This is a genomic window from Burkholderia cepacia (assembly GCF_001039005.1).
GTDB classification, from domain to species: Bacteria; Pseudomonadota; Gammaproteobacteria; order Burkholderiales; family Burkholderiaceae; genus Burkholderia; species Burkholderia theae.
The window spans coordinates 284,296-299,229 of record NZ_LDWR01000011.1 but is presented as its reverse complement, the minus strand read 5'-3'; the positions used below and the strand labels follow the sequence as shown (position 1 = coordinate 299,229).

At 66.7% G+C, this 14,934-nt stretch carries 15 protein-coding genes; 9 read left to right on the top strand and 6 right to left on the bottom strand.

Going from position 1 to position 14,934, the window contains the following annotated elements:
* Nucleotides 1-19: 19 nt before the first annotated feature.
* Genes VL15_RS06420 through wrbA form a run of 3 tightly spaced genes read right to left on the bottom strand, consistent with a single transcriptional unit; the run spans nt 20 to nt 2,460 of the window.
* Nucleotides 20-1,441, bottom strand: a complete 1,422-nt coding sequence (locus VL15_RS06420; RefSeq protein ID WP_048244092.1) for an FAD-binding oxidoreductase — start codon at nt 1,439-1,441, stop codon at nt 20-22.
* Between the two features lie 18 nt (nt 1,442-1,459).
* Nucleotides 1,460-1,852: a DUF2069 domain-containing protein gene (locus tag VL15_RS06415; RefSeq protein ID WP_048244090.1), complete on the bottom strand. Its 393-nt coding sequence runs from the start codon at nt 1,850-1,852 to the stop codon at nt 1,460-1,462.
* Complete coding sequence (gene wrbA / locus VL15_RS06410; protein ID WP_048244088.1) at nt 1,849-2,460, bottom strand: NAD(P)H:quinone oxidoreductase; 612 nt, start codon at nt 2,458-2,460, stop codon at nt 1,849-1,851. The genes VL15_RS06415 and wrbA overlap by 4 nt, the downstream gene beginning before the upstream one ends.
* A 144-nt stretch (nt 2,461-2,604) precedes the next feature.
* On the opposite strand from wrbA, the gene VL15_RS06405 reads away from it, so the two are divergent.
* Nucleotides 2,605-3,936 (top strand): YihY family inner membrane protein, encoded by a 1,332-nt coding sequence (locus VL15_RS06405; protein ID WP_048244086.1) that lies wholly within the window; start codon nt 2,605-2,607, stop codon nt 3,934-3,936.
* A 7-nt stretch (nt 3,937-3,943) separates the two neighbouring features.
* Here the strand turns inward: VL15_RS06405 and VL15_RS06400 are convergent, their stop codons facing one another.
* Nucleotides 3,944-4,261, bottom strand: a complete 318-nt coding sequence (locus VL15_RS06400; RefSeq protein ID WP_047900495.1) for an Mpo1-like protein — start codon at nt 4,259-4,261, stop codon at nt 3,944-3,946.
* A 164-nt stretch (nt 4,262-4,425) separates the two neighbouring features.
* On the opposite strand from VL15_RS06400, the gene VL15_RS06395 reads away from it, so the two are divergent.
* From VL15_RS06395 to aroC, 3 genes are all read left to right on the top strand, one after another.
* Nucleotides 4,426-4,881, top strand: coding sequence for a CBS domain-containing protein (locus VL15_RS06395; protein WP_048244084.1), 456 nt, complete (start codon nt 4,426-4,428; stop codon nt 4,879-4,881).
* Between the two features lie 139 nt (nt 4,882-5,020).
* On the top strand, nt 5,021-6,955 hold the full coding sequence (locus VL15_RS06390; protein WP_048244082.1) for an MFS transporter: 1,935 nt from the start codon (nt 5,021-5,023) through the stop codon (nt 6,953-6,955).
* Between the two features lie 252 nt (nt 6,956-7,207).
* A complete protein-coding gene (aroC, locus tag VL15_RS06385) occupies nt 7,208-8,308 on the top strand; it encodes a chorismate synthase (protein WP_048244081.1) in 1,101 nt (366 codons plus the stop codon).
* A gap of 136 nt (nt 8,309-8,444) precedes the next feature.
* Here aroC and VL15_RS06380 read toward each other — a convergent pair whose 3' ends face one another.
* Entirely contained in the window at nt 8,445-10,118 is a 1,674-nt protein-coding gene (locus VL15_RS06380; RefSeq protein ID WP_048244079.1) for an electron transfer flavoprotein-ubiquinone oxidoreductase, read from the bottom strand.
* Nucleotides 10,119-10,296: 178 nt separating this feature from the next.
* On the opposite strand from VL15_RS06380, the gene VL15_RS06375 reads away from it, so the two are divergent.
* Both VL15_RS06375 and VL15_RS06370 read left to right on the top strand, forming a co-directional pair.
* On the top strand, nt 10,297-11,073 hold the full coding sequence (locus VL15_RS06375) for an SDR family oxidoreductase (protein ID WP_048244077.1): 777 nt from the start codon (nt 10,297-10,299) through the stop codon (nt 11,071-11,073).
* A 32-nt stretch (nt 11,074-11,105) separates the two neighbouring features.
* Nucleotides 11,106-11,546, top strand: a complete 441-nt coding sequence (locus VL15_RS06370; RefSeq protein WP_048244075.1) for an acyl-CoA thioesterase — start codon at nt 11,106-11,108, stop codon at nt 11,544-11,546.
* Between the two features lie 106 nt (nt 11,547-11,652).
* Here VL15_RS06370 and VL15_RS06365 read toward each other — a convergent pair whose 3' ends face one another.
* Nucleotides 11,653-12,198: a LuxR C-terminal-related transcriptional regulator gene (locus VL15_RS06365; protein ID WP_048244073.1), complete on the bottom strand. Its 546-nt coding sequence runs from the start codon at nt 12,196-12,198 to the stop codon at nt 11,653-11,655.
* A 221-nt stretch (nt 12,199-12,419) separates the two neighbouring features.
* On the opposite strand from VL15_RS06365, the gene VL15_RS06360 reads away from it, so the two are divergent.
* From VL15_RS06360 to VL15_RS06350, 3 genes are all read left to right on the top strand, one after another.
* Complete coding sequence (locus tag VL15_RS06360; RefSeq protein ID WP_011545238.1) at nt 12,420-13,124, top strand: CoA transferase subunit A; 705 nt, start codon at nt 12,420-12,422, stop codon at nt 13,122-13,124.
* Nucleotide 13,125: 1 nt separating this feature from the next.
* A complete protein-coding gene (locus VL15_RS06355; protein ID WP_048244071.1) occupies nt 13,126-13,767 on the top strand; it encodes a CoA transferase subunit B in 642 nt (213 codons plus the stop codon).
* Between the two features lie 198 nt (nt 13,768-13,965).
* Entirely contained in the window at nt 13,966-14,862 is an 897-nt protein-coding gene (locus VL15_RS06350; RefSeq protein ID WP_048244069.1) for an alpha/beta fold hydrolase, read from the top strand.
* Nucleotides 14,863-14,934 lie beyond the last annotated feature (72 nt).

The window sequence follows — 14,934 nt, the reverse complement described above, 5'->3', positions numbered from 1 at the left end:
CGCTCCGGAGTGGGCGGGTTCAGCGCAGGACCTTGCCGGGGTTCATCAGGCCGCGCGGGTCCAGCGCGGTCTTCAGCGTGCGCATCAGCGTCGTTTCGACCGGCGACTTGTAGCGCTGCGCATCGTCGATCTTCAGCTGGCCGATGCCGTGCTCCGCACTGATCGTGCCGCGGTGGCGGTGCACGTTGTCGTAGACGATCCGGTTGATCGGTGCCTGGAACGCGGCAAGGAACGCTTTCGGATCGCCGCCTTCGGGCATCTGCACGTTGTAGTGCAGGTTGCCGTCGCCGAGGTGGCCGAACGTGACCATCCGCGCGCCCGGCGCGGCCTGCTGGATTGCCGCGTCGGTCTCGTCGATGAAACGCGCGACCGACGAGATCGGCACCGCGATGTCGTGCTTGATGTTGAGCCCTTCGTCGGCCTGCGCGAGCGGGATGTGCTCGCGCAGGTCCCAGAACGCGCGCGACTGCGCGAGATTCTCCGCGACCACCGCGTCGACCACGAGCCCGGCCTCGAACGCTTCTTCCATCAGTTTCTCGAACAGCGCGCGCGCATGGGCTTCGCTTTCGTTGTCGGACAGTTCGAGCAGCACCGTCTGCGCATGCGTCTGCGCGAACGGGTAGCGCAGTTGCGGGTAGTGCTTGCCGACCAGCTGCATGCAGAAATCCGACATCAGCTCGAAGCCGGTCAGCAGCGGCCCGGCCGCGCGCTGCGCGAGCGCGAGGAAATCGAGCGCCGCGTGCGGTGACTCGAGCGCGGCCAGTGCCGTGACCTGCGCGGCCGGCAGCGGGTGCAGCTTCATCACGGCCGCGGTGATGATCCCGAGCGTGCCTTCCGCGCCGATGAACAGGTCGCGCAGGTCGTAGCCCGTGTTGTCCTTGCGCAGTCCGCGCAGGCCGTCCCAGATCTCGCCCTGCGGCGTCACGACCTCGAGCCCGAGGCACAGCTCGCGCGCGTTGCCGTAGCGCAGCACCGCGGTGCCGCCCGCATTGGTCGACAGGTTGCCGCCGATCGTGCAGCTGCCTTCCGCCGCGAGGCTCAGCGCGAACAGCCGGCCGCCTTCGCGGGCGCGCGCCTGCACGTCGGCGAGGATCACGCCGGCTTCGACGGTGATCGTGTTGTTGTGCGGATCGAGCGCGCGCAGGCGGTTCAGCCGCGCGACGCTCAGGACGGCCTGGCTGCCGCTCGCGTCGGGCGTTGCGCCTCCGGCGAGGCCCGTGTTGCCGCCTTGCGGCACGAGCGCGATGCCGTGCGCGTTGGCCAGCTTCACGAGCGCGGCAACTTCGGTCGTGTCGGCGGGCTTCAGCACCGCGCACGCGGCACCCTTGTAGCGGCGCCGCCAGTCGGTCAGGAACGGTTCGGTATCGTGCGGGTCGGTCAGCACGTGGTCGGCGCCGATCGCGTCGCGGCACGCGGAAACGAAAGCTTCGGAGGACATCATCACCTTGTCGCGTAAGGGTCAGGACGCGGCACGCGCTTTTTTCGCCGCGCGCTTGAACGGCGCGACGTACGCCAGCGCCGCCACGAAGAAGCCGACGGCGAGCGCGGTCTCGCACCAGCCGAGCGTGGCGGACAGCCCGCGATCGGACATGCCGCGCACGATGCCTTCGGCGAAATAAACGAGAATCAGCATGCTCGCCCACTGCAACGTATAGATGTTACGCCGCCAGACGCCGGGCAGCGCGAGCGCGAGCGGCACGGCCTTGAGCATCAGCGCGGAGCCGCCCGGGCGCAGCGGCGCGAGCCACAGCTCCCATGCGAGCGACAGCGCGATCAGCGCGACGAGGCACGCGGCGGCGGCCAGCGCATAACGCGGCCGGGCCGCGACGGCGGGGCGGGCGGGGGCGTTCATGCGGCCTCGGCGGCGGCGAGGGCGGCCGCCGCGCGCGCGAGCCGCACGCCGAGAGCGGCCGCGAGTGCCTTTTCGTCCGCCGACAGCCCGCCGGGCGCGTCGCGATCGTGATGCGACACATGCGATGCGCCGTACGGCGTGCCGCCGGTGCGCGTCGTGCTGAGTGCGGATTCGGTGTACGGGATGCCGACGATCATCATCCCGTGATGCAACAGCGGCAGCATCATCGACAGCAGTGTCGATTCCTGGCCGCCGTGCAGGCTGCCCGTCGACGTGAACACGCTCGCCGGCTTGCCGGTCAGTGCGCCCGACAGCCATTGCGGCGTCGTGCCGTCGAGGAAATACTTGAGCGACGCGGCCATGTTGCCGAAGCGGGTCGGCGAGCCGAGCGCGAGGCCCGCGCATTCCTCGAGGTCGCGCAATTCCGCGTACGGCGGGCCGTCGGCGGGGATGTCGGGGGCGGTGCTTTCGCAGACGGTCGACACGGGCGGCACGGTGCGGATGCGCGCCTGCATGCCCGGCACGCTGTCGATGCCGTTCGCGATCGCGAGCGCGAGGTCGCGCGTGGCGCCGTGACGGCTGTAATAGAGGACGAGGATGTCTTTCATGGGCTACGGAGCCGCGTGCGGCCGCGCGCGTGCCCGGTGCAGTCGGCCCCTGCTGGATCGAGCGGCTATTATAGGGGCTGAAGCCGTCGCGCAGCGCGGCGGCGGCGCGCCATCAGGCGCGCGGCATCAGGAAGGAGAAGCCGTTTGCCGAAGTTGAGCGTCGATCTCGACACCCTCAAGCGCCTCGCGCAGTTCGCGGCCCGGCGCAGCGCCGAGGATCGCATCCCGCAAGTGGCGGGCAGCCTGACATTCACGACGATGCTGGCGCTCGTGCCGCTCGTGACGGTTGCGTTCGCGCTGTTCACCGCGTTCCCGATGTTCGCGTCGTTCCAGATCTCGCTGCAGGGGTTCCTCGCGGATCACCTGATGCCCGCGCAGTTCAACGTCCAGATCTTCAAGTACCTGAACCAGTTCGCGTCGAAGGCCAAGGGGCTGACGACGGCCGGCTTGATCGTGCTCGTCGTCACGTCGGTGATGACGATGATGACGATCGAATCGGCGTTCAACCTGATCTGGCGCGTGCGCAAGCCGCGGCCGTTCGCGCAGCGCGTGCTTGCGTACTGGGCGCTGATCACGCTTGGCCCCTTGCTGTTCGGCGTGAGCCTGTCGATCTCGTCGTACCTGTTCACGCAGTCGCTCGCGTTCACCGGCGCGGGGCCGTCCACGTCGATCGTCGAGTGGCTGCTCGCGCTCGCGTCGCTGCCGCTGACGGTGCTCGCGTTCACGCTGCTGTACGTGTACCTGCCGAACTGCACGGTCGCATGGCGCGACGCGGTGATCGGCGGGCTGTTCGCGGCCATCGCGTTCGAGTTCGCGAAACGCGGCTTCGGCTACTACGTGCGGCGCATTCCGACCTATACGGCCGTCTACGGCGCGTTCGCGGCGCTGCCCGTGTTCCTGCTGTGGGTGTACCTGAGCTGGTTCATCGCGCTGCTCGGCGCGATGGTGGCCTCCGCGCTGCCGGCGATCCGCGTCGGCCAGTTCCACCGCATCCACTATCCGGGCAGCGACCTGCTCGACGCGCTCGAGCTGCTCGCCCGGCTGGCCGAGGCGCGCGCGGCCGGCAAGCGCGGTTACACGGCGATGCGGCTCGCGACGATGTTGCGGTGCGACATGGAAACCGCGCAGCGGTTGCTGACGACGATGGAAGAGCGGGAATGGATTGCGCGCCTCGACGGCGGCGGCGACGCCACGCCGCGCTTCATCCTGCTCGCGAACCCGGAAGAGTTGACGCTCGCGCAACTGTTCGACGTGCTGGTGATCGACCGCACGGAGCTGACCTACCAGTTGCAGCGGCGCCGCAGCCATGTCGACGGTGCGGCGCTGCTCGCGGTGCTGTCGAGCGACCGCTTCGACGTGTCGCTCGCCTCACTGATCGCCGCGCACCGGCTCGCGGGCGCGCAGCCGGCGGGTATTCCCGGGCAGTCTCCGGACGGCGTACCCGATCCGCACGCGCGGCCGCCGCGGCCCGCGTGAACGGTGATTACAGCGGAATCTTGCCGGTGCAGATGTCCTTGAACATCACCCAGTCACCCATCAGGCTGTAGATCGGGTGCCGGAACGTGGCCGGGCGGTTTTTCTCGAAGAAGAAGTGCCCGACCCACGCGAACCCGTAGCCGCAGACGACCGCCGCCGGCAGCCACAGCCAGTGGCCGGTCGCGATCGCCATCGCGACGCAGCCGATCACGCCGAGCGAGCCGATGAAGTGCAGCCGCCGCGACGTCAGGTTCTGGTGTTCGTTCAGGTAATACGGGTAGAAATCGGCGAAGCTCGCGAATTGCTCCGAATGCGTATGCGCCATGGCCGTCTCCTCGGGCGGCTGTCGATGGGATCATTGTGCGGCGGGCGGCCGGCATCCGCAAGCGGGGGGCGGCTGACCGCACCGGCCTGAGCTTTCCTTTTGACAGGCTTTCCGATACGATCGAAAGAGGTTTTGCATTCGCATTCAAGCATGAGGGGACTAAGATGCGCGTCAGCGATATTCTGAAAGTGAAAGGCAACACGCTGTTTACGGTGACGCCCGATATGCCGCTGCGCGAGGCGGTCGATACGATGGCAGAGCACGATATCGGTTCGCTCGTCGTGATGGAGTACGGCGATCTCGTCGGGATGCTGACGTTCCGCGAGATCATCCTGCGCCTGCACACCAACGGCGGCGCGATCGGAGACGTGCAGGTGCGCAAGGTGATGGACGAGCCGCTCACGTGCACACCGGAAACCGACGTCAACGAAGTGCGCCGGATGATGCTCGAGCGCCACGCGCGCTACATGCCCGTGCTCGACAAGAAGGTGCTGATGGGCGTCATCTCGTTCTACGACGTCGCGAAGACGGTCGTCGAGGCGCAGAGCTTCGAGAACCGGATGCTGAAGGCATACATCCGCGACTGGCCGGAATCGGAAGCCGAAGCGCACAAGCCGTGAACCATGCCGCGCCCGTCGCCGTGATGCGTGGGCGCCGCCATCCGGCACGCGGCGGCGCAGGTTTGTCCTGCGCCGCCGTTTTTTCAACGACAACACAAGGCCCGCGCAGCTTCGCCCAGACGACGCACGCGTATTCCGCATGAGCGATCAAACGCAAGCCACATCGGGGCAGCGCGCAGAACGGCGCGCCCACGCGTCCCAGTTCGACCTGCTGCGCGAGCGCCGTTTCGCGCCGTTCTTCACGACCCAGTTTCTCGGCGCGCTGAACGACAACGTCTTCAAGATCGGCTTCACGTCGCTCGTCACGTATCACACCGCACGGTTCTCCGGCGTCGATGCGAAGACCGCCGCATTCCTGATTTCCGCCATTTTCATTCTGCCGTTCGTGCTGTTCTCGGCGACGTCCGGCCAGATCGCCGACAAATACGACAAGGCGACCCTCACGCGTTTCGTGAAGACCTTCGAGATCGCGCTGATGCTGGTCGGCGCGGCCGGTTTCGTCACGCACAGCGCGGCCCTGCTGTATCTGTGTACGTTCATGATGGGGATGCACTCGACGCTGTTCGGGCCCGTCAAGTATTCGTACCTGCCGCAGCATCTCGCCGAGCATGAGCTGGTCGGCGGCAACGGCCTCGTCGAGATGGGCACGTTCATTGCGATCCTGATCGGCACGCTCATCGGCGGCGCGGCCGCCGGCATCGAAGGCAGCGGCGAGCGCGTGCTCGCGGTGAGCGTCGTCGTGATCGCGCTCGCGGGGCGGCTCGTCGCGCAGCGCGTGCCGTCCACGCCGGCGCCGCAGCCCGATCTCGTGATCAACTGGAATCCGGTCAGCGAGACCTGGCGCAACCTCGGGCTCGCGCGCCAGAATCGCACCGTGTTCCTGAGCCTGCTCGGCATCTCGTGGCTGTGGTTCGTCGGCGCGACGTTCCTCACGTCGTTCTTCAATTTCGCGAAGGACGTGCTGTCCGCGAGCCCCGACGTCGTCACGATTCTGCTTGCGACATTCTCGGTCGGCATTGGCCTCGGCTCGCTGCTGTGCGAGCGGCTGTCGCAGCGGCGCGTCGAGATCGGTCTCGTGCCGCTCGGCTCGATCGGCATCAGCGTGTTCGCGATCGAGCTGTATTTCGCGAGCCACGCGCTGCCGTCGCCCGGCCATCTGCTGTCGGTCGGCGAATTCCTGGCCGGCGCGCGCCACTGGCGCATCCTTGCGGACCTGTTCCTGCTGGCGATGTTCGGCGGCTTCTACAGCGTGCCGCTGTACGCGCTGATCCAGAGCCGCAGCGCGCCGACGCACCGCGCGCGGATCATCGCCGCGAACAACATCCTGAACGCGCTGTTCATGATCCTGTCGGCGTTGATGGCGATGGGGTTGACCAAGGCCGGCGTCGGCATCCCGGGCCTGTTCCTCGTCACCGCGTTGCTGAACGTCATCGTCGCGGCGTATATCTACCTGCTCGTGCCCGAATTCCTGCTGCGCTTCGTCGCGTGGGTGCTCGTGCACACCTTCTACCGGATTCGCCTCGTGCACGCGGAGCGGATCCCGGAAGAGGGCGGCGCGGTGCTCGTGTGCAACCACGTCAGCTACGTCGACGCGCTCGTGCTGGCCGCCGCGAGCCCGCGCCCGATCCGTTTCGTGATGGATCACCGGATCTTCAAGACGCGCTTCGCGGGCTGGGTGTTCCGTCATGCGAAGGCGATCCCGATCGCGCCGCGCCACGAGGATCCCGCGATGCTCGCGCGCGCGTACGACGCGTGCGAGGCCGCGCTGAAGGATGGCGAACTCGTGTGCATCTTCCCCGAGGGCAAGCTGACGAAGACGGGCGACATCAACACGTTCCATCACGGCATCACCGAGATTCTGACCCGCACGCCGGCGCCGGTGATTCCGATGGCGCTGCGCGGGCTGTGGGGCAGTTATTTTTCACGGCATTCCGATGCGCGGATGCCGCGGCCCATCAAGCGCGGCGTGATGAGCCGCCTGACGCTGGCGGTCGGCGAACCGGTCCCGGCATCGGTCGCGACACCCGAGGCGCTGCAGGCTGCGGTCACCGAACTGCGCGGCGCGCGGAAGTAGGCGGGCGCCCGCCGGCGGCGCTCCGGGCAGGCATTCGGCTGCAACCAACCGGGCCTGAACGGACTTCCGGCCGCACCGTCGGGGCCGTACGTGCACGCCCCCGTGCGCCCGGCCTGCGTTTCATGCGGCCCGCGCGCCCGGGACGGCTGGCATAATAGCGCCTTACCTCTTTTTCTCGACCGGCAAACGATCGACCTGCCTGCGGCCCGGGCAGCGCATCGGTTTGCCCATTTCTATTTGGGCGGTTCCATCATGTCCGGCAATACCCTCGGCACGCTTTTCACTGTCACGACCTTCGGCGAATCGCACGGTCCCGCGATCGGCTGCGTGATCGACGGCTGCCCGCCGGGGATGGGGCTGACCGAAGCCGACATCCAGGGCGAACTGGATCGCCGCAAGCCCGGCACGTCGCGGCACGTGACGCAACGGCAGGAGGCCGACGAGGTCGAGATCCTGTCGGGCGTGTTCGAAGGCTTGACGACCGGCACGCCGATCGCGCTGTTGATCCGCAACACCGACCAGCGCAGCAAGGACTACGGCAACATCGTCGAGACGTTCCGCCCCGGCCACGCCGATTACACCTACTGGCAGAAATACGGCATTCGCGATTATCGCGGCGGCGGCCGTTCGTCCGCGCGCCTGACCGCGCCGATCGTCGGCGCGGGTGCGGTCGCGAAGAAGTGGCTGCGCGAGCGCTTCGGCGTCGAGGTGCGCGGCTACATGAGCGGCCTCGGCGAGATCGACGTGCCGTTCGTCGACTGGTCGCACGTGCACGAGAATCCGTTCTTCTCGCCGAACGCGGCGGTCGTGCCGGAGCTCGAGGCCTACATGGATGCGCTGCGCAAGGACGGCGATTCGATCGGCGCGCGTATCGATGTCGTCGCGTCGGGCGTGCCGGTCGGCTGGGGCGAGCCCGTGTTCGATCGGCTCGATGCGGACATCGCGAAGGCGATGATGAGCATCAACGCGGTGAAGGGCGTCGAGATCGGCGCGGGTTTCGGCAGCGTCGCGCAGCGCGGCTCGGTGCACGGCGACGAACTGACGCCGAGCGGCTTCGTCGGCAACCATTCGGGCGGCGTGCTGGGCGGGATCTCGACGGGGCAGGACATCACCGTGTCGATCGCGATCAAACCGACGTCGAGCATCCGCACGCCGCGCCGTTCGATCACGAAGGCCGGCGAACAGGCGACGGTGGAGACGTTCGGCCGCCACGATCCGTGCGTCGGCATTCGTGCGACGCCGATCGCCGAGTCGATGCTCGCGCTGGTGCTGATCGACCATGCGCTGCGCCATCGCGCGCAGTGCGGCGACGTCGAGACGTCGACGCCGAAGATTTCGGGCAGCGCGACCTGACGCAAGCGGGCGGGGCGCGGCCGCCCCGTCTCGACCGTCGGGCGACGAATGCAAACGGGGCGCTGCTTGATGCAGCGCCCCGTTTCGTTTGCGGTGGCAAAAAAACGCGCCGCTCGCGGCGGTGCGTTCCGGCAGCTTACATGTTCGGGTAATTCGGCCCGCCGCCGCCTTCCGGCGTGACCCACACGATGTTCTGCGTCGGGTCCTTGATGTCGCAGGTCTTGCAGTGCACGCAGTTCTGCGCGTTGATCACCAGCCGATCGCTGCCGTCGTCGTTCTTCATGAACTCGTACACCGCCGCCGGGCAGAACCGCGCCTCCGGCCCCGCGTACGTGCGCAGGTTCACGTTCACCGGCACGCTCGCATCCTTCAGCGTCAGGTGCGCCGGCTGGTTCTCCTCGTGGTTCGTGTTCGAGATGAACACCGACGACAGCCGGTCGAACGTCAGCTTGCCGTCCGGCTTCGGATACTCGATCGGCTCGCACTGCGACGCCGGTTTCAGCATCTCGTGGTCCGCATGCTGGTGATGCAGCGTCCACGGCACGTTGCCGCCCATCACCTTCTGCTCGATCCCCACCATCAGCGTGCCCAGGTACAGGCCCTTCGCCATCCACTGCTTGAAGTTGCGCGCGCGGTACAGCTCCGTGTACAGCCACGACTGCTTGAAGGCGTCCGGGTATGCGTTCAGTTCGTCCGACTGACGGCCGGCCTGCAGCGCGTCGAACGCGGCGTCCGCCGCCAGCATGCCGGTCTTGATCGCTGCGTGGCTGCCCTTGATCCGCGATGCGTTCAGGAAGCCCGCGTCGTCGCCGATCAGCGCGCCGCCCGGGAATACCGTCTTCGGCAGCGACAGCAGGCCGCCCGCCGTGATCGCACGCGCGCCGTACGACACGCGCTTGCCGCCTTCCAGGAACGCGCGGATCGACGGGTGCGTCTTGTAGCGCTGGAATTCCTCGAACGGCGACAGGTACGGGTTCGTGTAGCCGAGGCCCACCACGAAGCCGACCACGACCTGGTTGTTGTCCATGTGATACAGGAACGAGCCGCCGTAGGTATCGGACTTCAGCGGCCAGCCGGCCGTGTGGATCACGAGGCCCGGTTTGTGCTTGGCCGGATCGATTTCCCACAGTTCCTTGATGCCGATCCCGTACGCCTGCGGCTCGGCGTTCGCGTCGAGCTTGAACGTCGAGATCAGCTGGCGGCCGAGGTGGCCGCGGCAGCCTTCGGCGAACAGCGTGTACTTCGCGTGCAGCTCCATGCCGAGCTGGAAGTTCTCGGTCGGCTCGCCGTCCTTGCCCACGCCCATGTTGCCGGTCGCGACACCCTTCACGGAGCCGTCGTCGTTATAGAGAATCTCGGCGGCCGGGAAGCCCGGGAAGATCTCGACGCCCAAGGCTTCCGCCTGCTGGCCGAGCCAGCGCGTGACGTTGCCCAGCGAGATCACGTAGTTGCCGTGGTTCTGGAAGTTGGCGGGCAGTGCCCAGTTCGGCGTCGTGACCGCGCTTTTCTCGGACAGGAACAGGAAGCGGTCTTCGGTCACCTCGACGTCCAAAGGCGCGCCCCGTTCCTTCCAGTCGGGGAACAGCTCGTTGATCGCGCGCGGATCCATCACCGCGCCCGACAGGATGTGCGCACCGATCTCGGAACCCTTCTCGAGCACGCACACGCCGATCTCGGTGCCTTTCTCGGCGGCCAGCTGCTTGAGCCGGATCGCCGCCGACAGCCCGGCGGGGCCGCCGCCGACGATCACGACGTCGTATTCCATCGATTCGCGCGGGCCGTATTGCTCGATGAGGCTTGCGGGGGTCATTGGCGTTCCTCTAACCGTTAGAATGCTTTTATTCGGGAGCGTATTGTCTGCGAAACGAAACGCTTGCCGCAACAGCATGCGGCTAGATTAGCACGATCGTTCTATTTTTGTGCTACGGTAATGCCGCTCGGGCCGTGCTGCCCGTGGCGGCGAAATGACATCGAAAGGGGATGTGCAAATGGGTCGATCGATCAATCTGGAAGGCAAGGTTGCGCTGGTCACGGGCGCGTCGAGCGGCCTTGGGCAGCGCTTTGCGCAGGTACTGTCGCAGGCCGGTGCGAAGGTCGTGCTCGCAAGCCGCCGCGTCGAGCGCTTGAAGGAACTGCGTGCGGAAATCGAAGCGGCGGGCGGTGCCGCGCACGTCGTGTCGCTCGACGTCACCGACGTCCAGAGCATCAAGGCGGCGGTCGCGCACGCGGAGACGGAAGCCGGCACGATCGACATCCTCGTGAACAATTCGGGCGTTTCGACGATGCAGAAGCTCGTCGACGTGACGCCGGCCGATTTCGAGTTCGTGTTCGATACCAACACGCGCGGTGCATTTTTCGTCGCGCAGGAAGTCGCGAAGCGGATGATGATGCGCGCGAACGGCAACGGCAAGCCGCCGTACCGGATCATCAACATCGCGTCGGTGGCCGGGCTGCGCGCGTTCCCGCAGATCGGGCTGTACGCGATGAGCAAGTCCGCGGTCGTGCAGATGACGCGCGCGATGGCGCTCGAATGGGGGCGCCACGGGATCAACGTCAACGCGATCTGTCCGGGCTATATCGATACCGAAATCAATCATTACCTGTGGGAAACCGAGCAGGGCCAGAAGCTGCAGTCGATGCTGCCGCGCCGGCGCGTCGGCAAGCCCCAGGATCTCGACGGGTTGTTGTTGCTGCTCGCGGCCGACGAGTCGCAGTTCATCAATGGCTCGATTATCTCCGCCGACGACGGCTTCGGCCTCGCCTGAGCGGATGACATTCAGCAATTAAGAAGACTGCAATGAGTGCAACAAGCGATTATTCACCCGTATTTGAGATGTCGATGCCGATCCGCTGGGGCGACATGGACGCGTTCGGCCACGTGAACAACACGGTCTATTTCCGCTATATGGAGCAGGCGCGGATCTCGTGGTTCGAGGAGCTCGGCATTGCCGGCGGCAATGGCGAGGGGCAGGGGCCGGTGATCGTCACGGCGTCGATGGAGTTTCTCAAGCAACTGCACTATCCGGGCGACGTGATCGCGAAGATGTCGGCCGCGAAACCGGGCCGAAGCAGCTTCGACACCGGTTTCGAGCTCACGCGCGCGGACGATCCGCAGCACGTCTATGCGCGCGGCAAGGCGCGTTGCGTATGGGTCGACTACGCGCTCGGCAAGTCGGTGCCGTTGCCGCAACTGCTGCGCGACACGATCGAGCGCGCGCTCGCGACGAAGATCGGCTGAGCGTCGACAAGGGTGAGGCCGGCGCCGGGGCGCCGGTCACACCCCATGACCGTTGTTTCCCGAATCGGCCGCTTCATGCGGCCGATTGTCATCCGGGAGCCGCCATTCAGTGCCCGAGCAGGCGCTGCAGCAGCTCCGGCGTATTGTTCGTCCCGTATTTGCGCATCAGCCGTGCGCGGTAGATGTCGACCGTGCGCGAGCTGATGTCGAGCACGCGCCCGATCTGCTTGCTGGTCTTGCCGGTCGCGAGTTGCGCGGCGATCTCGCGTTCGCGCGGGGTCAGTTCGACGGCGACCCGGCGCGTCGCGCTCAAATCCTCGAAGGTCCAGACGCCGGCCGCGAGCGGCGCGGTGCGGTCGAGCGCGCGGCCCGTCACGTGACACCAGAACAGCTCGCCGTCCGCCCGCTTCATGATTCTGTCATCCGAGTAGATGCCGTTCGCGGCCATCACGCGCGCGATTCGCTCGCCGATTCGCTGGAATTCGTCCGTCGACGGGTAGAGCACCTCGTACGATTTCCCGATCAGGTCGGCCCGCGCGCAGCGGAAGATCGACGCGAGCGCGTCGTTGCAGTCCTCGATCACGCGATCGCGCGACAGGACGAGGCCGAGCGGCGCGAGGTGGAAGGCAGTCTGGTAATCGAGAGCGGGCATGGCGCGGGCAAGCGGAGGCAAACGCTTATGTATTTTTGCGTATTGTGCCGCATCCGCGCCGCATCGTACCCTTTCAGGCATCTCGCGGCGGTTTGCCGCGACATAAAAAGCGCGCCTCGACGCAGGTATCGCCGTGCATGCATAGAATGATGCGGCGGGCTTGCGGGCCACGTGGGCGCGTGAACCGGTTTTGCTGGTTTCCATAAAGGAAGGGACAACAGATGAACAAAGTCTATCCAAGCGCGGCTGCCGCGCTGGAAGGGATCGTCCGCGACGGACAGACCTTCGCGGTGGGCGGCTTCGGCCTGTGCGGGATTCCGGAGGCGCTGATCGCGGCGTTGCGCGATTCGGCCGTCAAGGGCATCACCTGCATCAGCAACAATGCGGGCGTCGACGGTTTCGGCCTCGGCCTGCTGCTGGAAACGCGCCAGATCAAGAAGATGATCTCGTCGTACGTCGGCGAGAACAAGGAGTTCGAGCGCCAGTACCTGGCGGGCGAACTCGAGCTCGAATTCACGCCGCAAGGCACGCTCGCCGAAAAGCTGCGCGCGGGCGGCGCGGGCATCCCCGCGTTCTTCACGAATACCGGCTACGGCACCGTGATCGCGGAAGGCAAGGAAACGCGCCAGTTCGGCGATCGCCACTACGTGCTCGAGCCGTCGCTGACGGCCGACGTCGCGCTCGTGAAGGCCTGGAAAGCCGACAAGTCCGGCAACCTGATCTATCGCCGCACCGCGCGCAACTTCAACCCGATGTGCGCGATGGCCGGCAAGATCACCGTGGTGGAGGTCGAGGAGATCGTCGAGAACGGCACACTCGATCCGGACCAGGTCCATACGCCGGGGATTTTCGTGCAGCGCATCGTGCTGAACGCGACGCCCGAAAAACGCATCGAACAACGCGTCGTACGCGCGAAAGGAGACTGACATGGCCTGGAATCGAGACCAGATGGCCGCGCGCGCGGCGAAGGAACTGCAGGACGGCTTCTACGTGAACCTCGGCATCGGCCTGCCGACGCTCGTCGCGAACCACGTGCCGGAAGGCGTCGAGGTGTGGCTGCAGTCGGAGAACGGCCTGCTCGGCATCGGCCCGTCGCCGACCGAAGACGAAGTCGACGCCGATCTCATCAACGCCGGCAAGCAGACCGTCACGACGCTGCCGGGCTCGTCGATTTTCTCGTCGGCCGACTCGTTCGCGATGATCCGCGGCGGCCACATCAACCTCGCGATCCTCGGGGCGATGCAGGTCAGCAAGCAGGGCGACCTCGCCAACTGGATGATCCCCGGCAAGATGATCAAGGGGATGGGTGGTGCGATGGACCTTGTCGCCGGCGTGAAGCGCGTCGTCGTGCTGATGGAGCATGTCGCGAAGGGCGATCAGCACAAGATCCTCGAAGAGTGCAACCTGCCGTTGACCGGTGTTGGCGTGGTCGACCTGATCATCACCGATCTCGGCGTGATCGAAGTGACGCCGACCGGCCTGAAGGTCCTCGAGCTCGCCGACGGCGTGAGCGCCGACGAGATCCAGGCGAAGACGGGCGCGCCGCTCGACGTCAGCGCGGTCGCTTAAGTTCTCCGCGCGCAAGCGCGGTTTCGACGCCCCGCATGCCGGACGACGGCATGCGGGGCGTTTGTGGTTGCGCGTGGCCGCGCCGCCTGCCCGGTGCCCGGTGGGCCGACCCGTGCGGCGGAAGCGGTTTACAATCGTTTGCATCGGGCGTCGCAAGCGTTGCCCCGCGCGTCGCCCCCGTTCGACAGGATGCCAACGATGCCAACAACTCCAGCGAATCCCCCGGTTCCTCGCCAGCGGCGCGTGCAGTGTGCGAGCGCTGCCGGCCTGCACCACGTTGCCTATACCGAGTGGGGCGATCCCGCCAACCCGCGTGTGCTGGTCTGCGTGCATGGCCTGACCCGCTCCGGGCGCGATTTCGACCGGCTCGCCGCCGCGCTGTCCGACACGTATCGCGTCGTTTGCCCCGATGTCGTCGGGCGCGGCCAGTCCGACCGGCTTGCCGATCCGCGGCTCTATGCGATTCCGCAATACGTGGCCGACATGGTGACGCTGATCGCGCGGCTCGACGTCGAATCGGTCGACTGGTTCGGCACGTCGATGGGCGGCCTGATCGGCATGGCGCTCGCGGGGCTGCCCGGTTCGCCGCTGCGCCGGATGATCGTCAACGACGTCGGCCCGCGCATCGAGCCTGATTCGCTGACGCGCATCGGCGAATATCTCGGCGTGCAGCCGCGCTTTGCGACCGAACAGGAGGGCATCGACTACCTGACGTCGCTGTCGTTGCCGTTCGGCGCGCTGACCGGCGACGAGTGGCGCGAGATCAACGGACCGCTGCTGCGCGAGCTGCCCGAAGGCGGCTGGACGATGCGCTACGATCCGCGCATCGCCGAACCGTTCAAGGCGACGACGCCCGAACTGGCCGCACTCGGCGAGGCGGCGCTGTGGCGCGCCATCGAGACGACGGACGCGTCGCTGCTCGTCGTGCGCGGCGAGACATCCGACCTGTTGTCGCGCGACACGGTGGCCGAAATGGTGCGTCGCGGCCGGCATGTGACGCAGGCCGAGATTCCGGGTGCGGGCCACGCGCCGGCGTTCATCAGTGCCGACCAGATAACGCTCGCACGGCGGTTTTTCGTCGAAGGCGTCGCATAAACGCGTCATAATATGCGGTTCGGCGGCACGCGGGCCGTGTCGCCGTCCGATTCATCATCCACTCACGACCGG